Origin of the sequence: Pseudomonas fulva NBRC 16637 = DSM 17717, from assembly GCF_000730565.1 — a bacterium.
In the GTDB taxonomy this organism is placed as follows: Bacteria; Pseudomonadota; Gammaproteobacteria; order Pseudomonadales; family Pseudomonadaceae; genus Aquipseudomonas; species Aquipseudomonas fulva.
Genome location: NZ_BBIQ01000005.1, coordinates 190,428 through 213,376, shown reverse-complemented (window position 1 = coordinate 213,376; position 22,949 = coordinate 190,428). Strand labels below are relative to the sequence as shown.

General features: G+C 61.6%; 20 protein-coding genes. 13 read left to right on the top strand and 7 right to left on the bottom strand.

Annotation, left to right across the window (positions count from 1 at the left end; translation table 11 throughout):
- Window position 1: 1 nt before the first annotated feature.
- Window positions 2-538, bottom strand: a complete 537-nt coding sequence (gene rloA, locus PFU01S_RS07780) for a retropepsin-like aspartic peptidase RloA (RefSeq protein ID WP_027914608.1) — start codon at window positions 536-538, stop codon at window positions 2-4.
- A 294-nt stretch (window positions 539-832) separates the two neighbouring features.
- Here rloA and PFU01S_RS07775 point away from each other — a divergent pair, with 294 nt between their 5' ends.
- The 5 genes from PFU01S_RS07775 (at window position 833) to prpF (ending at window position 7,615) form a co-directional block, all read left to right on the top strand.
- The gene (locus PFU01S_RS07775; protein WP_028686937.1) at window positions 833-1,549 is read left to right on the top strand and encodes a GntR family transcriptional regulator; all 717 of its coding nucleotides are present in this window, start codon (window positions 833-835) and stop codon (window positions 1,547-1,549) included.
- The gene (gene prpB / locus PFU01S_RS07770) at window positions 1,546-2,436 is read left to right on the top strand and encodes a methylisocitrate lyase (RefSeq protein ID WP_028686938.1); all 891 of its coding nucleotides are present in this window, start codon (window positions 1,546-1,548) and stop codon (window positions 2,434-2,436) included. The genes PFU01S_RS07775 and prpB overlap by 4 nt, the downstream gene beginning before the upstream one ends.
- Before the next feature lie 95 nt (window positions 2,437-2,531).
- Window positions 2,532-3,659 carry a bifunctional 2-methylcitrate synthase/citrate synthase gene (gene prpC, locus PFU01S_RS07765; RefSeq protein WP_027914611.1) on the top strand — a complete coding sequence of 376 codons (1,128 nt, stop codon included), beginning with the start codon at window positions 2,532-2,534 and terminating at the stop codon, window positions 3,657-3,659.
- Window positions 3,660-3,764: 105 nt separating this feature from the next.
- Window positions 3,765-6,356: a Fe/S-dependent 2-methylisocitrate dehydratase AcnD gene (acnD, locus tag PFU01S_RS07760; RefSeq protein ID WP_027914612.1), complete on the top strand. Its 2,592-nt coding sequence runs from the start codon at window positions 3,765-3,767 to the stop codon at window positions 6,354-6,356.
- A 68-nt stretch (window positions 6,357-6,424) separates the two neighbouring features.
- A complete protein-coding gene (gene prpF, locus PFU01S_RS07755) occupies window positions 6,425-7,615 on the top strand; it encodes a 2-methylaconitate cis-trans isomerase PrpF (protein ID WP_028686939.1) in 1,191 nt (396 codons plus the stop codon).
- Window positions 7,616-7,758: 143 nt separating this feature from the next.
- Here prpF and acnB read toward each other — a convergent pair whose 3' ends face one another.
- Window positions 7,759-10,368: a bifunctional aconitate hydratase 2/2-methylisocitrate dehydratase gene (gene acnB, locus PFU01S_RS07750; RefSeq protein WP_028686940.1), complete on the bottom strand. Its 2,610-nt coding sequence runs from the start codon at window positions 10,366-10,368 to the stop codon at window positions 7,759-7,761.
- A gap of 404 nt (window positions 10,369-10,772) precedes the next feature.
- Between acnB and PFU01S_RS07745 the strand changes: the two genes are divergently transcribed.
- Entirely contained in the window at window positions 10,773-11,240 is a 468-nt protein-coding gene (locus tag PFU01S_RS07745) for a DUF1289 domain-containing protein (RefSeq protein WP_023536066.1), read from the top strand.
- Between the two features lie 198 nt (window positions 11,241-11,438).
- The gene (locus tag PFU01S_RS07740) at window positions 11,439-12,677 is read left to right on the top strand and encodes a hypothetical protein (protein WP_028686941.1); all 1,239 of its coding nucleotides are present in this window, start codon (window positions 11,439-11,441) and stop codon (window positions 12,675-12,677) included.
- 108 nt (window positions 12,678-12,785) lie between these two features.
- Here the strand turns inward: PFU01S_RS07740 and queD are convergent, their stop codons facing one another.
- Together queD and PFU01S_RS07730 are read right to left on the bottom strand one after the other, a co-directional pair.
- Complete coding sequence (gene queD / locus PFU01S_RS07735) at window positions 12,786-13,142, bottom strand: 6-carboxytetrahydropterin synthase QueD (protein ID WP_033695042.1); 357 nt, start codon at window positions 13,140-13,142, stop codon at window positions 12,786-12,788.
- A 52-nt stretch (window positions 13,143-13,194) separates the two neighbouring features.
- The gene (locus PFU01S_RS07730; protein WP_028686942.1) at window positions 13,195-14,274 is read right to left on the bottom strand and encodes a patatin-like phospholipase domain-containing protein; all 1,080 of its coding nucleotides are present in this window, start codon (window positions 14,272-14,274) and stop codon (window positions 13,195-13,197) included.
- Window positions 14,275-14,449: 175 nt separating this feature from the next.
- On the opposite strand from PFU01S_RS07730, the gene PFU01S_RS07725 reads away from it, so the two are divergent.
- From PFU01S_RS07725 to PFU01S_RS07705, 5 genes are all read left to right on the top strand, one after another.
- Window positions 14,450-14,758, top strand: coding sequence for a PepSY domain-containing protein (locus PFU01S_RS07725; protein WP_027914619.1), 309 nt, complete (start codon window positions 14,450-14,452; stop codon window positions 14,756-14,758).
- Window positions 14,758-15,072 (top strand): PepSY domain-containing protein, encoded by a 315-nt coding sequence (locus tag PFU01S_RS07720; RefSeq protein ID WP_027914620.1) that lies wholly within the window; start codon window positions 14,758-14,760, stop codon window positions 15,070-15,072. The genes PFU01S_RS07725 and PFU01S_RS07720 overlap by 1 nt, the downstream gene beginning before the upstream one ends.
- Complete coding sequence (locus PFU01S_RS07715; protein ID WP_027914621.1) at window positions 15,073-15,741, top strand: response regulator transcription factor; 669 nt, start codon at window positions 15,073-15,075, stop codon at window positions 15,739-15,741.
- A complete protein-coding gene (locus PFU01S_RS07710) occupies window positions 15,738-17,057 on the top strand; it encodes a sensor histidine kinase (protein WP_028686943.1) in 1,320 nt (439 codons plus the stop codon). Before PFU01S_RS07715 ends, PFU01S_RS07710 begins: the two co-directional genes overlap by 4 nt.
- 239 nt (window positions 17,058-17,296) lie before the next feature.
- On the top strand, window positions 17,297-18,451 hold the full coding sequence (locus PFU01S_RS07705; RefSeq protein ID WP_028686944.1) for an HPP family protein: 1,155 nt from the start codon (window positions 17,297-17,299) through the stop codon (window positions 18,449-18,451).
- Here the strand turns inward: PFU01S_RS07705 and PFU01S_RS07700 are convergent.
- On the bottom strand, window positions 18,425-19,291 hold the full coding sequence (locus PFU01S_RS07700; RefSeq protein ID WP_028686945.1) for a LysR family transcriptional regulator: 867 nt from the start codon (window positions 19,289-19,291) through the stop codon (window positions 18,425-18,427). The genes PFU01S_RS07705 and PFU01S_RS07700 overlap by 27 nt on opposite strands.
- Window positions 19,292-19,470: 179 nt before the next feature.
- Here PFU01S_RS07700 and PFU01S_RS07695 point away from each other — a divergent pair, with 179 nt between their 5' ends.
- Complete coding sequence (locus PFU01S_RS07695; protein WP_028686946.1) at window positions 19,471-21,360, top strand: propionyl-CoA synthetase; 1,890 nt, start codon at window positions 19,471-19,473, stop codon at window positions 21,358-21,360.
- Window positions 21,361-21,380: 20 nt separating this feature from the next.
- On the opposite strand, the gene zapE is transcribed toward PFU01S_RS07695, so the two are convergent.
- The gene (gene zapE / locus PFU01S_RS07690; RefSeq protein ID WP_028686947.1) at window positions 21,381-22,469 is read right to left on the bottom strand and encodes a cell division protein ZapE; all 1,089 of its coding nucleotides are present in this window, start codon (window positions 22,467-22,469) and stop codon (window positions 21,381-21,383) included.
- A gap of 120 nt (window positions 22,470-22,589) precedes the next feature.
- Complete coding sequence (locus tag PFU01S_RS07685) at window positions 22,590-22,832, bottom strand: hypothetical protein (RefSeq protein WP_027914627.1); 243 nt, start codon at window positions 22,830-22,832, stop codon at window positions 22,590-22,592.
- Window positions 22,833-22,949 lie beyond the last annotated feature (117 nt).

Genomic DNA, 22,949 nt, shown 5'->3' with positions numbered 1-22,949 from the left:
ATTACTCTGCTTTGGGAGCGTCGGTGGCACAGGCAGGTTTGCCGGCCGCATATTTAAGGCTTGGGTCGACCAGGGCGTCGAAATGCTTCAAGGCCTCCGAGCCGATCAACAATGGGAACTGGAAAGCGCTGCGATCGGTGAGGTTGACTTCGATGGTGCGCGTGGCCTGGCCCATGCAGATGTCCAGCTCGATGACGGGGCGCGCGGTGTAGGCCTTGCCCGATTCGGCGTCGTAGTCGCCAGCCCTGCGCTTGATCTTGCTAACGCGCGCCAGCGGGCGTTCGATGGGATGGGAATGGGCAGCGTCAATGGCCAGATAGAAACGCACCCAGCTTTCACCATTGCGCTTGAAACGCTTGATGTCGCGGGCGCTGAGCGAGGCAGTCTTGGCCCCGGTGTCGAGCTTGGCCGCCACTTCGAGGTCGAGGTCGCCAAGGCGAGCATATTCGTTCAGACCGTACACGGTCTTGCCGGCTGCCTGGCTCAGGGCCGGCAACAGGAGGAGGCTAATCAGCAAAGCAAAGGGTGTCAGTTTCATAGTCCTGGCGCGGTATTGTGCAAGGTTCGGGGTAAGGCGACTGGCAACGGCTGCACAAGCTTCCTCGTTGATCTGCCGGCACCATGCTGGCGGGGCAGACGGGCTATCCATACTCCATCGAAGGCGCGGCATTCTATCACGCCGACGTATTGACGCCAGCGGTGCGCGATCTGACACCCTGATCGGAAGCTAGTTTCTCGGAATGGTTATTGTCGACAATCAGGGATAATGTTTTGACCAGAGCATGTCGTTAAGCTAGATTGATGACAATTATTTAGGCATGGTGTCAACAATATGCAGGTGCTTTCACCCAGTGACGCTACTGGCAACGAGGAATCGGAAACCCTGTCCGAGCATGTGTTCAGGCGAATTCAAGCGGCCATTGTGCGGGGTGACATAGCCCCAGGGAGCAAGATTTCCGAGCCGGAGCTTGCCCGCACCTATGGCATCAGCCGAGGCCCGCTGCGTGAAGCCATTCACCGCCTCGAGGGCCAGCGCCTGCTGGTTCGTGTGCCCCATGTGGGCGCACGCGTGGTTTCACTGAGCCACGCCGAACTCATCGAACTCTATGAAATCCGCGAGTCGCTCGAAGGCATGGCCTGCCGCCTGGCGGCCGAGCGCATGGGCAGGGCCGAGATCGACGAGCTGCGCCAGGTGCTGGAAACCCATGAGCGCGATGCTGCCTTTCAGGCGGGCGTAGGCTACTACCAGCAGGAGGGTGACTACGATTTTCACTATCGCATCATCCAGGGCAGTGGCAACCAGACCTTGGTCAAGATGCTCTGCGGCGAGCTGTACCAACTGGTGCGCATGTACCGTATCCAGTTCTCGGCCACACCCAATCGGCCACGCCAAGCTTTCGCCGAGCACCACCGCATCCTGGACGCGATCGCCGAGGGTGACGGCGAGTTGGCCGAGCTGTTGATGCGCCGTCACATCGCTGCGTCCAAACGCAACATCGAGCGCCATTACCAAGGCGACCACACCCCCAGCACACGAGGTGAAAAATGACCGTCAAGAGCACCCCAGGCCAGCGTTTTCGCGATGCAGTGGCCGCCGAGCGCCCGCTGCAAGTCGTTGGCGCCATCAATGCCAACCACGCCTTGCTGGCCAAGCGTGCCGGCTTCAAGGCCATTTACCTGTCCGGCGGCGGTGTGGCGGCAGGCTCGCTGGGCTTGCCTGACCTGGGCATCAGTGGCCTGGACGACGTGCTGACCGACGTCAGGCGCATCACCGATGTGTGCGACCTGCCGTTGCTGGTGGACGTGGACACCGGTTTCGGCGCCTCGGCCTTCAACGTTGCCCGTACCGTGCGCGCCATGAGCAAGTTTGGCGCCGCAGCCATTCACATCGAGGATCAGGTAGGCGCCAAACGTTGTGGCCACCGTCCGAACAAGGAAATCGTCACCCAGCAGGAGATGGTCGATCGTATCAAGGCGGCGGTCGATGCCCGCACCGATGACAGCTTCGTGATCATGGCCCGTACCGATGCGTTGGCGGTCGAGGGGCTCAATGCGGCGCTGGATCGGGCGGCCGCCTGTGTCGAGGCCGGTGCGGACATGATTTTCCCCGAAGCCATCACCGAACTTGCGATGTACAAGACCTTCGCCGACCGGGTCAAGGCTCCCATCCTGGCCAACATCACCGAGTTCGGTGCCACCCCTTTGTACACCACCGAAGAACTGGGCTCGGTCGATGTGTCGCTGGTGCTGTATCCACTGTCGGCGTTCCGCGCCATGAACAAGGCTGCCGAAAACGTCTACGCGGCCCTGCGCCGCGACGGCACGCAGAAGAACGTCATCGATACCATGCAGACACGCATGGAGCTTTACGAGGCCATTGGGTACCACGCTTTCGAGCAGCATCTCGATGCATTGTTTGCACAGAAAAAAGGCTGACCTGCCAGCTGAGCGCGCTGCAGCGCCCAGGTTCAGGGGTAAGTAAGGGTTAGCCAGCCAGCATTCCATAACAAGTTCAAGAAAGGAGAAGCACCATGGCCGAAGCAAAAGTACTCAGCGGCGCAGGCCTGCGCGGTCAGGTTGCCGGGCAGACGGCCCTGTCGACGGTCGGTCAGGCCGGCGCTGGGCTGACCTATCGGGGCTATGATGTCCGTGACCTGGCCGCCCATGCCGAATTCGAGGAGGTGGCTTACCTGTTGTTGTATGGCGAGCTGCCCTGCCAAGCCGAGCTTGCCGACTACAAGCACAAGCTCAAAGGCCTGCGCGACCTGCCGCAGGCGTTGAAAGAAGTACTGGAGCGCATCCCGCGCGACGCTCACCCGATGGACGTGATGCGCACGGGCTGCTCCGTGCTCGGAACCCTCGAGCCCGAGCTCACCTTCGATGCCCAGCGCGACAAGACCGACCGGCTCCTGGCCGTCTTCCCGGCGATCATGTGTTACTGGTACCGCTTCAGCCATCACGGCGTGCGCATCGACTGCGTCAGCGACCAAGACACCTTGGGCGGCCACTTCCTGCAGTTGCTCCATGGCAAGCCGCCCAGCGAGCTGCATGTGAAGGTGATGAACGTATCGCTCATTCTCTACGCCGAGCACGAGTTCAATGCCTCCACGTTCACCGCCCGGGTGTGCGCCTCGACCCTCTCGGACCTGTACTCCTGCGTCACCGCCGCCATCGGCTCGCTGCGCGGCCCGCTGCACGGCGGTGCCAACGAGGCGGCCATGGAGCTGATCGAGCGCTTCCAGAGCCCGCAGCAAGCGTCGACCGAGTTGCTGCACATGCTCGAGCGCAAGGACAAGATCATGGGGTTTGGCCATGCCATCTACAAAGAGTCCGACCCGCGTAACGAGGTGATCAAAGGCTGGTCCAAGCGCCTTGCCGATGAAGTGGGCGACACGGTGCTGTACCCGGTGTCCGAAGCCATCGACAAGACCATGTGGGAGCAGAAGCGCTTGTTCCCCAACGCCGACTTCTACCATGCCTCGGCGTATCACTTCATGGGCATACCGACCAAGCTGTTCACCCCTATTTTCGTCTGCTCGCGGCTTACCGGCTGGGCAGCGCATGTGTTCGAGCAACGTGAGAACAATCGCATCATCCGTCCGAGCGCCGAATACACCGGCGTCGAACAGCGTCAGTTCGTGCCGATCGAGCAGCGCTGATGGGCGCCCACCCCGCGCAGGTCTTGTTGGCCTCGCGGGGTGGCCCAGCATGTCTGCCCGCACGCGCACCCTTGAACGCCATCCGTGACCGAGCCTGATAACGATATGAATACTGCCTACCGCAAAGCCTTGCCAGGCACCGACCTGGATTATTTCGATGCCCGCGCTGCCGTCGAGGCCATCAAACCCGGCGCCTATCAGGGCTTGCCCTATACCTCGCGCGTGCTGGCCGAGAACCTGGTGCGCCGCTGCAGCCCCGGTACGCTCCAGGCGTCGTTGGCCCAGCTGATAGAGCGCAAGCGCGACCTGGATTTCCCTTGGTATCCGGCCCGGGTCGTCTGCCATGACATCCTGGGTCAGACCGCGCTGGTCGACCTGGCCGGCTTGCGCGATGCCATCGCCGACAAGGGCGGTGACCCTGCCCAGGTCAACCCGGTGGTGCCCGTACAGCTGATCGTCGATCACTCACTGGCCGTCGAATGTGGCGGCTATGATCCCCAGGCGTTCGAACGCAACAGGGCCATCGAGGATCGCCGCAACGAAGACCGCTTCCATTTCATCAACTGGACTAAGAAAGCGTTCAAGAACGTCGATGTCATCCCGCCTGGCAACGGCATCATGCACCAGATCAACCTGGAGAAGATGTCGCCCGTGGTACACAACGATCACGGCGTGGCCTACCCGGACACCTGTGTCGGCACCGACAGCCACACCCCTCATGTGGACGCATTGGGCGTGATTGCCATCGGCGTGGGAGGGCTTGAGGCCGAGAACGTCATGCTCGGGCGCGCCTCCTGGATGCGTCTGCCGGAAATCATCGGCGTCCAGCTCACCGGCAAGCTGGCGCCCAACCTGACGGCAACCGACTTGGTATTGGCCCTGACCGAATTTCTGCGCAAGCAGAAGGTGGTCGGCGCCTACCTCGAATTCCATGGAGAAGGCGCCCGTGCTCTGACGCTCGGCGATCGCGCCACCATCTCCAACATGGCTCCAGAATATGGCGCCACGGCGGCCATGTTCGCCATCGATCAACAGACCATCGACTACCTGCGTCTGACGGGCCGCGAGGAACAGCAGGTCGCACTGGTAGAGACCTACGCCAAGGCCACGGGTCTATGGGCCGACAGCTTTGCCGACGCAGTCTACGAGCGCACTCTGGACTTCGATCTCTCCAGCGTAGTGCGCACCATGGCGGGCCCCTCAAACCCCCATGCCCGGGTGGCCACCAGCGAGCTGGCCGTCAAGGGGATTGCGGGTGCCTGGGAGCAGGTACCCGGGCAGATGCCGGACGGGGCGGTGATCATTGCAGCCATCACCAGCTGCACCAACACCAGCAACCCGCGCAACGTGATTGCCGCCGGGTTGCTGGCACGCAATGCCAACAGGCTGGGGCTGGCGCGCAAGCCTTGGGTCAAGTCATCGCTTGCTCCTGGATCCAGGGCTGTACAGCTGTACTTGGAAGAGGCGGGCCTGGAGGCGGAGCTCGAAGCGTTGGGCTTCGGCATCGTCGCTTTTGCTTGCACCACCTGCAATGGCATGTCCGGCGCCCTCGACCCGACCATCCAGCAGGAAATCATCGACCGGGACCTGTACACCACCGCGGTGCTGTCTGGTAACCGAAACTTCGATGGCCGTATTCACCCGTATGCCAAACAGGCATTTCTGGCGTCCCCACCCTTGGTCGTGGCCTACGCCATCGCGGGTACGATCCGTTTCGATATCGAGAAGGATGTGCTGGGTGTGGCATCGGATGGGCGGGAAATCCGCCTCAAGGATATCTGGCCCAGCGATGACGAAATCGATGCGATGGTTCGCGCTGCGGTCAAGCCCGAACAGTTCCGCAAGGTCTACATTCCCATGTTCGCCGTGGAGCAGGACCACGGGCCCAAGGTCGCGCCGCTGTACGACTGGCGTCCCATGAGCACCTACATCCGTCGCCCACCCTACTGGGAAGGCGCCTTGGCTGGGGAGCGCACCTTGCGTGGCATGCGCCCACTGGCGTTACTGCCGGACAACATCACCACCGATCACCTGTCGCCCTCCAATGCCATCATGCTCGACAGCGCAGCGGGAGAGTACCTGGCCAAAATGGGCTTGCCTGAAGAAGACTTCAATTCCTATGCCACCCACCGTGGAGATCACCTCACGGCTCAGCGCGCCACCTTCGCCAACCCCAAGCTGTTCAACGAGATGGTGCGCAACGAAGATGGCAGTGTAAGGCAGGGCTCGCTGGCACGCCTTGAGCCCGAAGGCCGAGTCATGCGCATGTGGGAAGCGATCGAGACCTACATGCAGCGTAAGCAGCCGCTGATCATCGTGGCCGGTGCCGATTACGGTCAGGGCTCTTCACGCGACTGGGCTGCCAAAGGGGTTCGTCTGGCAGGCGTGGAGGCCATCGTCGCCGAGGGGTTTGAGCGCATCCACCGCACGAACCTGGTGGGTATGGGCGTCTTGCCCCTCGAATTCATGCCAGGTACAGACCGTAAGGTACTGGGCCTGGATGGCAGCGAAACCTATGACGTGATCGGCACCCGTACACCGCGCGCCACCCTGACCCTGGTGGTTACCCGTCGCAACGGAGAGCGTTTTGACGTACCGGTGACCTGTCGCCTGGATACGGCCGAAGAGGTGTCGATCTACGAAGCGGGCGGTGTGTTGCAACGTTTTGCCCAGGACTTCCTCGAAGCGACCGTTTAACGCGACGTGGCCGCATTGCGGCCCTAGGCGCCCCCCCTGGCTCGGGCCCATCCAAGAGGCTTCAATTAATGGCACATGCACCTCAAATCAAGATTCCGGCCACTTACATCCGTGGCGGCACCAGCAAAGGCGTGTTCTTCCGTTTGCAAGATCTGCCGGAACAAGCGCAAACGCCAGGTCCGGCACGCGATGCCTTGCTGCTGCGGGTAATCGGCAGCCCCGACCCCTATGGCAAGCAGATCGACGGCATGGGCGGGGCAACGTCCAGCACCAGCAAGGTCGTGATCCTGTCCGCCAGCGAGCGGCCTGATCATGATGTGGACTACCTGTTCGGCCAGGTCAGTATCGATAAGCCTTTCGTGGACTGGAGTGGCAATTGCGGCAACCTTTCCGCGGCAGTAGGTGCGTTCGCCATCGGCAGTGGCCTGGTAGACCCCACGCAGTTAGCCGGCACCGGTGTCGCCACGGTGCGTATCTGGCAGGCCAACATCGGCAAGACCATCGTGGCTCATGTGCCGATGGACAACGGTCAGGTGCAGGAGACCGGCGACTTCGAGCTTGATGGCGTGACGTTCCCGGCCGCCGAAGTGCAGCTGGAGTTTCTTGATCCGGCTGCCGACGACGATGGAGAAGGCGGGGCGATGTTCCCTACCGGTAACCTGGTGGACGATCTGGAGGTGCCAGGGGTTGGCACCTTCAAGGCTACGTTGATCAATGCCGGTATCCCAACGGTGTTTCTCAATGCAGCCGACCTTGGCTACAGCGGTATGGAGTTGCAGGATGCCATCAATGGAGATCCGGCTGCCCTGGAGCGGTTTGAGACGATACGGGCCCATGGTGCGCTGCGCATGGGGCTGATCGAGCATGTAGAGCAGGCTGCCGCCCGCCAGCATACCCCCAAGGTAGCATTCGTGGCGCCGGCACATGCCTATCTCGCCTCAAGTGGCAAGCAGGTCAGGGCGGAAGATATCGACTTGCTGGTGCGCGCCATGTCCATGGGCAAGCTGCATCACGCGATGATGGGCACTGCTGCAGTCGCGATCGGCACGGCGGCGGCCATCCCGGGGACACTGGTAAACCTGGCTGCAGGCGGCGGTGAGCGCAGTGCAGTACGCTTCGGGCATCCATCGGGCACCCTGCGGGTTGGTGCAGAAGCACGCCTGATCAATGGGCAGTGGTCGGTGACCAAGGCCATCATGAGTCGTAGCGCTCGCGTGTTGATGGAAGGCTGGGTGCGCGTTCCTGATGATAGCTTCTGACAGGCGTGCTCGCCGCCGCCTGGTCACGTTCACGAAGGCGTCTGCAGGTCTTTAGCAGGTGCCCGACCGTTTGAAATGGCAAAAAAAAGCCCCGGCATCACTGCCGGGGCTTTTTTCATGCAGCCAGTCGATGGCTGCCTGGCTTACGCCTGGACCACTGGGATCTTGGCGTTGGCGGCCGCTTCGCGGAACTCGGCGATCTGGTCGAAGCTCAGGTAGCGGTAGACGTCGGCAGACATGCTGTCGATGTCCTTGGCGTACTGCATGTACTCTTCGACGGTCGGCAGCTTGCCGATGATCGAAGCCACCGCAGCCAGCTCGGCCGATGCCAGGTACACGTTGGTGGCGTCGCCCAGGCGGTTCGGGAAGTTACGGGTCGAGGTCGACACCACGGTCGAACCGGTCTGAACTCGCGCCTGGTTACCCATGCACAGGGAGCAGCCCGGCATTTCCATCCGCGCACCGGCTTTGCCGTAAATGCCGTAGTAGCCTTCTTCGGTCAGCTGGTGTGCATCCATCTTGGTCGGCGGGGCCAGCCACAGACGGGTCGGAATACCGCCCTTGACCTTTTCCAGCAGCTTGCCAGCGGCGCGGAAGTGGCCAATGTTGGTCATGCACGAGCCGATGAAGACTTCGTCGATCTTCTCACCCTGTACCGAGGACAGCAGGCGAGCATCGTCCGGGTCGTTCGGGGCGCAGAGCACAGGCTCCTTGACGTCGGCCAGGTCGATTTCGATGATTTCGGCGTATTCGGCATCGGCGTCGGCCGACAGCAGTTCAGGGTTGGCCAGCCAGGCTTCCATGGCCTGGGCGCGACGCTCCAGGGTGCGTGCATCGCCGTAGCCTTCGCCGATCATCCAGCGCAGCAGGGTGATGTTGGACTTCAGGTACTCGGCAATGGCTTTTTCCGGCAGCTTGATGGTGCAACCGGCAGCCGAACGTTCAGCCGAAGCGTCCGAGAGCTCGAAGGCCTGCTCGACGGTCAGTTCGTCCAGGCCTTCGATTTCAAGGATGCGACCGGAGAAGGCGTTTTTCTTGCCCTTCTTCTCGACGGTCAGCAGGCCTTGCTGGATGGCGTAGTAAGGGATGGCGTGCACCAGGTCACGCAGGGTGATGCCAGGTTGCAGCTTGCCTTTGAAGCGCACCAGGATCGACTCTGGCATGTCCAGCGGCATGACGCCGGTGGCGGCAGCGAAGGCTACCAGGCCGGAGCCTGCAGGGAAGGAGATGCCGATCGGGAAGCGGGTGTGCGAGTCGCCACCGGTACCCACGGTATCGGGCATCAGCATGCGGTTCAGCCAGCTGTGGATGATGCCGTCCCCTGGGCGCAACGACACGCCGCCACGGGTGCGGATGAAGTCTGGCAGGGTATGGTGGGTGGTGACGTCGATTGGCTTCGGATAGGCCGCGGTGTGGCAGAACGACTGCATCACCAGGTCGGCGGAGAAGCCCAGGCAAGCCAGATCCTTGAGTTCGTCACGGGTCATGGGGCCAGTGGTGTCCTGGGAACCCACGGTGGTCATCTTCGGCTCGCAGTAAGCGCCTGGGCGAACGCCCTGGCCTTCCGGCAGGCCACACGCACGGCCGACCATCTTCTGCGCCAGAGTGAAGCCCTTGCCGGTGTCGGCAGGCTGCTCTTGTTTCTTGAACAGGTCCGATGGGCCCTGGCCAAGCTCGGCACGGGCTTTTTCGGTCAGGCCGCGGCCGACGATCAGAGGGATACGGCCACCGGCACGCACTTCGTCGAGCAGCACTTCGGTCTTGAGCGCGAACGTGGTTACCAGCTCATCGCTTTCGTGACGGCGTACTTCACCTTTGAACGGGTAGACGTCGATCACGTCGCCCATGGCCAGGTCGGTGCAGTCGAACTCGATCGGCAGGGCGCCGGCGTCTTCCATGGTGTTGTAGAAGATCGGGGCGATCTTGGTGCCGAAGCAGAAACCGCCAGCACGCTTGTTTGGCACGTACGGGATATCGTCGCCGAAGAACCACAGCACCGAGTTGGTGGCGGATTTGCGCGAAGAACCGGTACCCACCACGTCACCCACGTAGGCGACCGGGTAGCCCTTGGCCCTGACTGCTTCGATCTGAGCCAGCGGGCCCACCGAGCCTGGTTGCTGAGGCTCGATGCCGTCGCGGGCCATTTTCAGCATGGCCAGGGCGTGCAGCGGGATGTCAGGGCGCGACCAGGCATCTGGGGCAGGGGACAGGTCGTCGGTGTTGGTTTCGCCAGGCACCTTGAACACGGTCAGGGTGTATTTCTCGGCGATGGCCGGGCGCGAGGTGAACCACTCGCCGGCGGCCCAGGATTCCAGCACGGCCTTGGCATGAGCATTGCCGGCCTTGGCTTTTTCAGCCACGTCATGGAAGGCATCGAACATCAGCAGGGTGTGCTTGAGCTGCTCGGCCGCGACGGCGCCCAGCTCGGCGTCATCCAGCAGCACAACCAGCGTCTCGATGTTGTAGCCGCCCTGCATGGTGCCCAGCAGTTCGGTGGCGTGCTTGCGATCGATCAGCGGCGAAGTGGCTTCGCCCTTGGCGAGAGCCGAAAGGAAAGCAGCCTTGACATAGGCCGCCTCATCGACGCCAGGCGGTACGCGGTTGGTGAGCAGGTCTACGAGGAAGGCTTCTTCGCCGGCCGGCGGGTTTTTCAGCAACTCGACCAGGCCTGCAGTTTGTTCGGCGTTCAGCGGCTGGGGCACGATACCCAGCGCGGCGCGCTCTTCGATGTGTTTGCGGTAGGCTTCAAGCACAGTTATTTCCCTCATCAGTGGCCCCTTTAAGGGGTCCGGGACGCTCATCCGGCATTCCTTGCACCCATGCGCCGTCATGGCTTCTTGGGCCGCCTGGCCAGGGTCGCAAGAAATCCTTGCGGAAGCTGCTTTCAAAGTTTTACGCCTGCAGAACGAGTATCTGATGAGGGCTGGCTCGGGCCTGCGGGGATGCAGGCCCGGACCAACGTCGTTCTGCCGGATCAACTGTGCTCGTGACGCTTTGAAAACAGCTTCCAACGGACATTGTTGCCTTCGAAAAGGCCGGATGATTCTACGGTATAAATCGCTGGAAGGTAAGGCGGCGATGATGACTTTAGCGGGTGACCCTGGTTAGACAAAGGGCTAACATGGCCGCGTACTCCACCTTCAAGCCGTTGTATTTCATGTCCAACAAGTCCATCAAAACGCCCTGCGTCGGCCTGTGTTCCACGGTTTATGGGGACACCGTATGCCGGGGATGCAAGCGATTCCACCATGAGGTCATCCACTGGAATGGCTACGACGATGCGCAGAAACGCGCGGTTTGGTTACGCCTGGAGCAACTGCTGGTTCAGGTGATGATGGCCAAGCTTGAGGTGTTCGACAAAGGCGTGCTGCGCCAGCAACTGGAGCAGCGTGCCATACGGTATGTCGAGCAGCAGTCCGAGTACTGCTGGGCCTACCAGCTCATTGCCAGGGGCGCGCGCATGATTCGGGATTTGGAGGCCTACGGCATGGCCTTGCTGCCCGAGTTCCGCGACTGGGAACTGCCGCAACTGCGCGATGCGATTGATCGTGAGTTCTTTCTGTTGTCAGAGGCGCATTACCAGCGCTACATCGCGCCATCGTTTCTCAACAGCGCGTTGGAGTAGTCGTCTTCTCCTCTACTTCGCTGTTTGGCCCTCCACTAGCGTCGAGCTTGCGATTCAAGGGGGACCTCGGTCAGTGCCAGCGGGGGGTGAACTCAGGTCGATCGATTCGACATTCTTGATGTAGAGCGCTTCCTTCTGCAATGCGCGGCCGGCGTTGCTTAGCGTTTAGCTCACATTGCGACCCAAGAGTGAGCCATCATGACCGACTACATTTATCATCCTGAACTCTCGTTTCTTGCCCGCTGCTGGTGGCAGTTGACCGACGAGCTGATTCAGCCGGATCGATGGTGGGACTACCAGGACAAGCTTGCCCCTATGTGGCTTCACGTCGGCGGGGCCGGTATCCACAACGATCATTGGTATAACTACTGGCGAGCTGAGCCCGAGGGAAAGGGGCCACTGCAACTGGCGCCAGAGGACTACACCAAGGACGGCCACCGGTATGGCGAGCTGTTCTGGTTCGGTGCCTACGTTGCTGCCTCAGGGGAGGATGGGGCGAAGTTGTGCTACGAAATCCGGCCTTACGACAGCGGGTGGCGGCCGTTAAACCGTATCCTCTACAACAATCCCTCTACGGTGTCGGGGTACGTTGCGGTCAAACGCGAGAATGAGCCAAGCGCCGGGCAGCCGCGTCTTTCCAATCCCACCCATTTATGGTCGGTGCAGGCGATGAACTACGCCGGTATCAAGCGCGGTGCGCGAATGTGCAACCTGATTCTGGAGAATGCCCAAGGGCATCGCGTAAGGCGCTATAAAGAAGCAGACGCATCGCTCATCAATACCGTACGCGGCGAGCCTGGCCGGATAGCACTGGAGATTCTCGACTATGGTCATCAGGCTCGCGAGTGGGCTTGGGGAACGGCGCTGGAAAAGGCGCGTGCCAGGTACAGATTTCAGCCTCAATACAGCTTCATTGGACGTGCCTGGTGGCGGCCTGACGGTGAATCAACCGCAGGAGGCCTGGTAACGGCAAGGTTCGACGAAGGCAGCGAGTGGTCTCCCAGAGCTGGGCTAGTGGTCGAGACGAATGATTTCTTTGGGAATCGCTGGAACATCGCCGAATTTCGCATGGCATGCGACCACTTTTGGTTTGCCGCCTACAGCGATGGGAACAGCCATGTCTATGAGCTATGGCCGCTCGACAGTCACGGCAGGCGCCTCGACTTTACCCTAAGAGAGCAGCGCGGTTGGACGACAAGCCTGGCCAAGCGCTGGACCAGCCAGCGAGCGCTCCCAGACTTTCTCTGGAAGCTCGAAGGACTTGATCCCAAAACCTTGGACGAAGGTACATCTGTCCTCAATGTGCAGTTGCAGCACTTGAGCGGCAGACCTGCGACGTTGCTGTGGCCCCAGCATGGCCGTCGGTTGATCACGGGCCAGCAAGGGCAGCACGGTTCGCTAACGATTCATGTGCTGGAGACGGCTGCCCGCTGCTGATCGGGTGGAGTTGGATCGGGGCAGGTTCGCTGCTGGGTCCCCAGGACGCCGGACCAGGCAAGGCGTTGTGGGCGTGAGCGTCAGCGCTTGACGAGCCTGCCTACGGGCTCAGTCCCCGCTGTATTCGCAACCACTGGTGCACGTCTCGTGGATACGCACCTTGGACAGTTCTGGCAGCAACGGTTTGACCTGATCCCAGATCCATTTGGCAATGACTTCGCTGGTGGGGTTTTCCAGGCCAGGGATGTCGTTCAGGTAGTTATGGTCGAGCTGCTCGTAGATGGGTTTGAACACCGCCTTAATTTCGGCGAAGTCGCGAATCCAGCCGGTATGCGGATCGAGTGGACCCGTCAGATGAAGGCCGACCTTGAACGAATGCCCATGTAGACGCCCGCATTTATGGCCTTCGGGCACATGGGGAAGGCGGTGGGCGGATTCGAACGTAAATTCTTTGAAGATTTCCACGCAGTCAAACTCTGTCTGAATCAATAATGCGCGCAGTTTACCAGCATGCCCATCACAAGGCTTGCAGTCGTTCATGCAGCCGCCCGGTGGCGACCAATTCCAGAAACTCATCGCCCAGGCGTTGGCTTTCATCGATGGCCTTGTACCAGTAGCGCTTGCGCGCCGGTGCATCGCCCATGAAGCGCTTGAAGTCGTTTCGATCGGGCAGCTTCCCGTGAGGCAGGGTTGCCAGGTAGGCCGGCGAGGGCGCCAGCAGCAGTACGTTCTGCAGGCGCCTGGCATCGCCCTTGCGCCACGGCAGGGCCTTGTCGAACCAGCCAGGGACGACCTTGTCGGTGAAGTGCGGGTAGACCACCAGGTCATCGCCCCCGTAGGGCAGGTCAAGGTGGTAGTCCAGCAGCCCGCCATCGCGGTACATACCGGAGCCGGCTCCAGGTATGTCCCGTACTCCCTCCATGACCATGGGGATCGAACCCGAGGCAAGCAGGGCATGACGCAGGTTAGCCAGGTCCAGCGGCAGGCAGCGCGTCGGGAAATCCGTCAGGGCATCAAGCGGTGGCTGGCTGCGGCTGTCGTGCAGAATCACGCGCTCGAAATGTCGGGCCAGGCGAGATCTGCCCAGCAGGTTGCTGGCGATCACCGAGCCAAGGCCCATACCCAGTCGGCCGCGATGATCGTGAGCGAGCTGGCCATGGCTTTTGACGACCAGGATGTTCAACCGGTACGCCGGGTTCGCCAGCACCTGGCCGTCACGACCCTGCAACAGGTCATCGAGCATGCGTTGGCAACTGCGCGTGATCTGGGCCGGGGTGACGCCTTTTGCAAAATCCTGCTCGGTATAGAGCACCCCTAGCCGCCGCAACCCGGCAACCGGGTCGTCAAGGCAGGCGCTTGCAAAGCGCCAGGCGCCAATCGATGCGCCGATCAGCGCGCGCGGGCGAGGGGCCGATGGCAGGAACTGGCCGAACAGCGCCAGGTCCAGGCCCTGAATGCCCAACGGTTTCGGCCCCCCTGCTGCACCTGGGAGCACGCCGACGTCGACAGCCTGCAGCCCGCGCTCTCTGATTTGGCGCAAGGCGCGATAGCCAGCCTTCAGGGTAAGGGCGGGGTACTTGACGTGTATGGCGCTCATGGTGGTCCTCTGCGGCGACGGGCGCAGCATTATAGAGTGATGCAGCAGTTCGAGGTGTGTCCGGGTGTCTGCCGGCTGCGCTATCATGCGGCCAGCTGTTTTCAGGTTGAGTTAAGGACTGCTGGTTAATGTTGATTGCGTAGACAACGTGTACAGCATTATGGAGAAACGAACGATGAAAACCTTGACTGCACTGTTCACCGCCGCTGCCCTGTCGTTGGGTGCCACTGCTGCATTCGCCAAGGATGTGCAGCCTGACGAAGTGGTCAAACTGGTCAACGACAAGACCATCAAGTCCCTGGATGAACTCAAGAAGGCCGCGATTGCCAAGCACCCGGGTTCCACCGTCAAGGACTCGGAACTTGAAGACGAATACGGCCGCTACGTGTACAAGGTCGAACTGCGCGATCCCCAGAATGTGGAGTGGGACGTGGCCTTCGATGCCAAGACCGGTGAACTGCTGAAGGATGAGCGAGACAACTGATGAACCCACCACCACGGGCAGCGCGCTATCTGGCCCTCGCCCTGCTGGCCGCGTGCTCGCTGGCCGCTGCCCGTGACCTGGACCAGGATGAGGCACTGGCTTTGCGCCAGAAGGGCGTGATTCTACCGCTAGAACACCTGCTGGAGACGGCCATGGCCCGTCACCCAGGCGCGCGTTTGCTGGAGGCAGAGCTTGAAGAAGACGACGACCGCTATGAGTACGAGGTCGAGTTGCTGACGGTTGACGGCGTAGTACGGGAAATCAAGCTCGATGCTGCTACTGGCGCCCTGCTCAAAGATGAGGAAGATGACTGAATGCGCTTGTTGCTTGTCGAGGATAACGTCCCGTTGGCAGACGAACTCACCACGGCGCTGCAGCGTCAGGGGTACGCCGTCGACTGGCTGGCCGATGGCCGTGATGCGGTCTATCAGGGCCAGTGCGAACCGTACGACCTGATCATCCTGGACCTTGGTCTGCCAGGGTTGCCTGGCCTCGAAGTCCTGGCGCAGTGGCGTGCAGGCGGTCTACTGACACCCGTACTCATCCTGACGGCACGTGGTTCCTGGGCCGAGCGCATCGAAGGCCTGAAGACCGGCGCCGACGATTACCTCAGCAAACCTTTTCACCCCGAAGAATTGCAATTACGCATTCAGGCGCTGCTGCGCCGCGCGCGTGGGCTTGCCAACCAGCCAAAGCTCGAAGCTGCCGGCTTGCATCTGGACGAGCGTCGCCAATGCGTGAGTCGCGAGGGCGTCGATATTCAGCTCACGGCTGCAGAATTTCGCCTGTTGCGCTATTTCATGTTGCATCCCCAGCAGATCTTGTCCAAAAGCCACCTGGCTGAGCACCTCTACGATGGCGAGACCGAGCGCGACTCCAACGTGCTCGAGGTTCACGTCAACCACTTGCGCCGCAAGCTTGGCCGTACGGTGATCGAGACACGGCGCGGCCAGGGCTACCTATACGCCGGGAGCGCTGCGTGAAGTCGATCCAGGCGCGGCTCAGCCTGGGCCTGATTGCCGTGCTGGTGGTAGTCGGGGTGGTACTGGCGCAGCTGACGCTATGGCTGTTCGAAGCCGGGTTGCAACGCTACCTGGAAAACGGCCTGCGCAACGAAAGCGAGAACCTGCTGGTAGCACTGGTGCGCGGGCCTGCAGGCATGCAGCTCGACGAGCAACGCATCTCGGCGGCTTACCAGCGGCCGTTTTCTGGCTACTACTTTCGCATCGACTTTGCCCAAGGCACTTGGCGTTCACGCTCCTTGTGGGACATGAACCTGCCCAAACCGTCGGCCCCTGGTCTGTCGGACCGGCACGAGCTTGGTCCTGAGGGGCAGGAGTTGCTGACGCTGCGTGCTGATTACCGGCGCCTGGGGCAGGATATATCCATCAGTGTCGCCCAAGATTACTCGCCTGTCCGCCAAGGCTTCCGGCGCCTTCAGCAAATTGGGCTGGGCATGGGCCTGGTCGCGCTGGCCCTGGTGCTGGTGCTTCAGCGCATGACCGTCACCCGCTCGCTGCGCCCACTGGAGCGGGCTCGACAGCAAATCGCCCAGTTGCAGCAGGGTCAGCGCTCCCAACTCGATGCCCAAGTACCCAGTGAGCTGGTGCCGTTGGTTGGCCAGATCAACCATTTGCTCAGCCATACCGAAGACAGCCTGCGACGCTCGCGCAATGCACTGGGCAACCTGGGCCATGCCCTGAAAACACCCCTGGCGGTACTGCTTAGCCTGGCGTCCAACGAGCGCCTGCAGGGCTTGCCTGAGGTCCGTGCACAGATGCGCGAGCAGTTGCAGCAGATCGAGCAGCGCCTGGCCCGCGAGCTCAACCGCGCACGCCTGGCAGGCGATGCGTTGCCAGGTGCGCAATTTGCCTGTGATGAGGAGTTGCCAGGGTTGCTGAGCACCTTGGGCATGATCCATGGCGAGGGCCTGGTGCTGAGCCATGCCGTGCCATCTGGCCTGCTGCTGCCCTGGGATCGCGAAGACATGCTGGAACTGCTGGGCAACCTGCTGGATAACGCCTGCAAATGGGCGGACAGTGAGGTACACCTGGGCATCGCAACCTCCGAGGACCATTACCAGCTGTGGGTCGACGACGATGGCCCTGGCATCCCCTATCAGCAACGTGTGCAAGTGCTCGAACGGGGCTCTCGCCTTGACGAGGAAGTCGATGGGCATGGTCTGGGGCTGGGCATCGTGCGTGACATCGTCCAGGCCTGGGGTGGGCAGCTGCAACTGCTAGAAAGCCCGATGGGCGGATTGCGTGTGGATATCCAATTGCCGCGCCGTAGCCTGTGACCAGCGCTGAGTCCCACAGCGCGGCCCGGTTCCCCCTTCCCAGCAGGCAAACAGCTGTACTGCAAAAAAAATGCACCACTGCCACATTTTTTTGAATTAGCCCAAATCGACGTCGCTCGGCAGAATCGCTCCTCGTAGCCTTCGCTCGCCGGCGTCCAAGACAACTGTCAATACCGCGCACCACTGGCCAAGGCTTACGGTTCCTTTTTCGTCCAGACCTATACAGAACCCGAAACGACATGCCTGCCTCGCGTACCGAACGTCTTCTGCAGTGGCTATTACCCGCTCCCATGAACATCCCTCCCACCCAATGGCTGCGTGCCGGTGTCGGCGCATTGGTCGGCCTGTTCCTGGCAGGCTGGCTCACGAGCCTGGCTTATGGCCCGGATATCGCCTTGCACCTGCTCGGGCCGTTGGCAGCCTCGGCGGTGCTGGTGTTCGCCGTTCATTCAGGCCCCCTGGCACAGCCTTGGCCAGTGCTTGGCAGCTATGCCTTGGCCGGCATCGTTGGCTTGGCAATGCGGGGCGGTTTTGGTCCCGGGCTTTGGGTCGCTGCCGCGGCCCTGGGTCTGTCCATCCTGGTGATGTGCTTGCTGCGCTGCCTGCACCCGCCCGGTGGCGCAGTGGCGGTCAGTGCGGTTCTGGCCGACCCAGGGCTGACCGCCCTGGGTGACCATCTGCTGGAGCCGGTACTGCTCAACGCGCTGATTCTCGTCGCGGTGGCCATCGTCTATAACCGCTTGACCGGTGTGCGCTACCCCAAAGGCGCTGCACCGCGTAAGGATTTGCACCACACTCACGACCCGCTGCCAAGTGAGCGCGTTGGCATCCGCAGTGAAGATCTGGATCAGGCGTTGGAAGAGTTGGGCGAGTTCGTCGACGTAACCCGTGACGAGTTGGAGCGCATCATCCTCGCCACCGAGCAGCACGCCCTGCAGCGCAGCCTAGGGGGCATCACGGCGGCGTCGGTGATGTCGAAGGACGTACAGTTCGTCAGCCCTGACACCACCTTGCAGCAAGCCTGGAAGCTGCTCGACAGCCATCATGTCAAGACCCTGCCGGTGGTGCAGGACGGCGCATTGGTGGGGATCGTCAGCCTGAGCGACCTGGTAGGCCCGGCGATGCAGCAGGCGCGTTTGAGCTGGCGGGGGCTGTTCGGGCGCAAGCCCGTGCGCATGGCGCAGGTGATGAGCCGCCGGGTCGTCAGTGTCAGCAGCCAACACCCGTTGGAGCGCCTGCTGCCGCTGCTGTGCGAGCAGGGGCTGCACTGCCTGCCGGTGCTCGACGGCGACGTGCTGGTAGGGGTGGTCACCCAGACCGACCTGATCGCCGGGCTCAAGCGCCAGTTGCTCAGCAGCGCCAATGCCTCAGAGCGTCGGATCCCAGCGTTGTGACCAGTCGCTGGCCTCGGCTGCGATAAGCCGGCGCAGGATGCCAAGGGCCTGTTGCAACGCGTCGCTGTCACGCTCGCGGGCGTAGACCAGAAAAGTGGGGTAGGTAAATTCCGGCGCGTGCGGTACGCGCTCGAAGACGCCACTGTCCAGGTAAGCCTGCACCACTCGCGTGCGAAAATAGCCGCTCCCGCCCTTGTCGAGGATGAACTGCAAGGCAAGCGGCCCCAGGTTAAAGCGCAGTGCGGCGCGGGCGCAGTCGGGCAGGGCGGCGTCATGTTGCCGGCGGAACGCCTCACCCCAGTCGATGTAGATGTACGGCTCCGGCCGCTCGACCCGCCGGATCCGCACCAGCTTTTCTTCCATCAGCTGCTCCACCTGCAAGCCCGGCCCGTAGATCGGCTGGTACACCAGCGCGGCGTCAAGTACGCCCATCTCCACCTTGCGCAGCAATGATTCGCCATCGCTCACTTCGCTGTGGATGCTCTGGCCAGGAAGCTCCTGGTACAGCGCAGTGACCCAGTCGAGCATCATCGGGTTGCCAAGGCTCACCTCGCCGCCAAGGTGCAGCACCTGCTGATAGCCCGGTGGCAGGGGCAGGTCGCGTCGTGCTGCCTCCCAAGTCTGCACCAGCTGGTTGGCATACCCGACGAAGGCTTCGCCGTGGCTGGTCAAGCGGGCGCCAGTCCGGCTTCTTGTGAACAGGGTGCAGCCCAGTTGCTGCTCGAGCCGCTGCAACCTGGCGGTGACTGCTGTCTGCGACACGCACAGGCGCTCTGCAGCCGCCACCAGGCTGCCACTGCGCACGACCTCCAGAAAAGTGCGGGCCTGATCGATGTCCATTGAGGTGCTCACCGTAAAAACTGGTCGCTATTCTAGTGAGTTTATCGCCGCATTGAATGGCTTTTGCCCACGCTGCAAAAATGCAGGTCAGTTAGGCCATATCGCGCCTGGCGCCTGGGTGCAGGACATCCATACTCAGCGTTCGCCCTTCAAGAACAACAACATCGGGTCAACTCACCATGAGCTATCAGCACAGTTACGCCCAATCCATTACCGACCCCGCCGCCTTCTGGGCAGAGCAGGCGCGCTCGGTGGCGTGGTACCGCGCACCCACCGTGGTTCTCGAGAACAATGCCGATGGCACTCACCGGTGGTTTCCTGACGCACGATTGAACAGTTGTTACCTGGCTCTGGATCACCAGATCGAGCAGGGTCGGGGAGATCAGTTGGCGCTGATTTACGATTCCCCGGTGACCGGCACCCAGCAGACGCTCTCCTACCTTCAGCTTCGCGAAGAAGTCGCGCGACTGGCCGGCCTGCTGCGCCAGCTTGGGGTACAAAAAGGCGATGGCGTCATCATCTACATGCCGATGGTGCCCCAGGCCGCCATGGCCATGTTGGCTTGCGCGCGCATCGGTGCTGTTCACTCGGTGGTATTCGGCGGGTTTGCGGCCAATGAGCTGGCATTGCGTATCGATGATGCGCGCCCGGTGTTGCTGCTAACCGCTTCCTGTGGGCTGGAGTTCGAGCGCGTCATCGAGTACAAGCCGTTGGTCGATCGCGCTCTGGAACTGGCCCAGCACCGCCCGCGCAACGTGTTGGTCTGGCAACGGCCCCATGCGCAAGCGCCGTTGCAGGCAGGCCGAGACCTGGATTGGGCTCAGGCTGTCGTCGATGCTCAGCCAGTGGCGCCTGTGGAGCTGGATGCGGCAGACCCGCTGTACATCATGTACACCTCAGGAACCACCGGTAAACCCAAAGGCATCGTTCGCGAGAATGGCGGTAATGCCGTTGCGCTGCTCTATGCCATGCGCACCGTCTACGGCATGCAGCCAGGCGATGTCTGGTGGGGTATCTCCGACGTGGGCTGGGTGGTGGGGCACTCGTTGATCGTGTATGGGCCGCTGATGTGCGGCTGCACGAGCGTCTTCTACGAAGGCAAGCCCATCCGCACGCCGGATGCTTCTGCCTACTGGCGCGTAGTGGAGCAGTACAAGGTCAATGCGCTGTTCTGTGCGCCCACAGCCATGCGTGCCATCCGCAAGGAGGACCCTGACGCCGAACTGCTGCGCAAGCATGACCTGAGTTCACTGCGCCAGTTGTTCCTGGCAGGCGAAAAACTCGATTCCAGTACCCATCAATGGCTGGAACGGGTAAGCGGCAAGCCGGTGCATGATCACTGGTGGCAGACCGAGACCGGCTGGCCGGTGACTGCGCCCTGCGTGGGGCTCGAGGGGAGCGCGGCAAGAGCAGGGTCGAGCAATCGTGCGGTGCCTGGGTACCACGTGCAGGTGCTGGATGACGAAGGGCATCTGGCCGGCCCCAATCACCAGGGCGCAATCGTCATCGCCCTGCCGTTGCCGCCAGGCTGCAGCCAGACGTTGTGGGGCGATCACTCGCGCTATGTCCAGGCCTACTTGAGCACGTACCCTGGCTACTATCACACAGGTGACGGCGGGTATCTCGATGAAGACGGGTTCGTCTACATCATGGGTCGCACGGACGATGTGATCAACGTTTCCGGGCATCGTCTTTCTACAGGTGAGATGGAGGATCTAGTCGCGCGTCATGCTGCTGTCGCCGAGTGTGCAGTGATCGGCGTTCACGATGACATCAAAGGGCAGGTGCCATTGGCATTGGTGGTGCTCAAGGACGGCGCCGGCATCGTTGAATCGCAGCTGCTGGTCGATCTCGTGGCCAGCGTCCGCGAGGAGATTGGCGCCTTGGCCTGCTTCAATCAAGTCCGATTGGTCAAGCGTCTGCCCAAGACCCGATCTGGCAAGATTCTTCGCGCGGTGCTGCGCAAGATCGCCGATGGCCAAGCGTACACGCCGCCTTCTACAGTGGACGATCCGGCAGTGCTCCAAGAAATCGAAGCGGTGCTGTCAGGGCTTGCGCGGGCAAGCTGAGAAGGCAAATCCGACCCTGCTCAGCCTTCGGCGCCTGCGGGGCCCATTTGCTGTAGCTGGCCAAGGCGACTGCGGGTGCGCATCAGGTCTGGCAGCGATCCCTCGAGACTTTCCGCCAGCGGGCGCGAGCCAATGAGGGTCAGTTGCCGATCCTGGTCGTAGAGCACGTCCACCACGTTTACGAAACGCTGCTGGGCAGCAAGCGAACACGCCTCCAAACCGTCCAGGCCCTCGATGATCCAGTGCGAATATTGCCGAGCCAATGCCAGATAATCGATCACGGCTGTGGGCTGCTCGCACAGGTCTTCGAAGGTGAACCTGATCTGGTCACCCTCAGCGCCCTGCACGCGTAGTGGGCGATTATTGACCATGAGGGTATCGCCGTGGCCCTTCGGCATGTGCAGGGACTGGCGCTGCGCACCGGTCCCGGGCCAGACATAACGGCCCTGCGTGAAACGTTGCAGCGCCCGGTTGACCGGCAGGCTGCGAAAATCCGTTTCACCGCCGACTTCCTTGATGACCATGCAACGGTTGATCAGGTCGATCACAGGCTGGAACCGCTGATGGTAAAGCGGATTGGGCAACAGCCCCTCAGGTGCGTAGTTGCTGGTGAGCACCAGCAACGTGCCCCGTGCGAACAGGGCCTCGAACAATCGAGTCAGTAGCATGGCATCACCAATGTCATGCACATGAAATTCGTCGAAGCACAGGATGTCGTTTTGTTCGGTCAACTCGTCGAGCGTGATGCCAATGGCATTGCCCGTCGCTTGGTGGCGGTGCACGCCGTGATGCAGGCGGGCAAAGAAGTCGTGGAAGTGCCAGCGCAGTTTCGATGGGTTGGGCACCCATTGAAAAAAGCTGTCGAGTAACCAGCTTTTACCCCGACCGACCGGGCCATATAGGTACACGCCCGTCGCTTGCCCCGTCCTGTGCCGTTCAACCTGCTGGGACAGGCAGATGATGGCCTGACGTTGGCTCTCGCTAAGCGTGAAGCCGCATCGACGCGCCTTGTCATCGAAGGCGGCAGCCAAATCGTTGCTCGGCGCCACTGCACGATGACGAAGGCGCTTGCCAAGGTGGCGCAGCGGGGCAGGTAACCAGGCGGGCAATGGCTCGTTTCCTTGTAACAGACGGTAGCGAGGATCTTGCACCAGCCTGGGCTGTGTGACCAATCGAGAAAGTGACATCGACTGATCGCTTGCTGCGATAGGTCACAGCCTACGGGCAGCTCATGCTTTGAGTTGCAGCTGACTCTCGATCATGTATTTCACGGCCAACCGGCGCTCCTTGAGGCGACGAAGGTCGTCGTCCTCGAAATTGCCTGCCGAGATGGATTCGGCGGCCAGCACCTGGTTATCGATGTCGACGTATTCGTCGAGCAAACGGTCCAGGTCCTTATCGGTCTGGCGACGTTGCTGAACGATTTCACGAGGGTAGTGCAGGTCTTGGTACAAATCGTGTGATACGGGCATGGCATCCTCCTTGGGGCATGACAGTGGCGATAACCATTGGAATGAAGGTTTGCGATTGCGTTGACGAGAAGGGGCAGGAATGCGACGAACGGTAGCGCTCAACCGCTGCTGAAGACT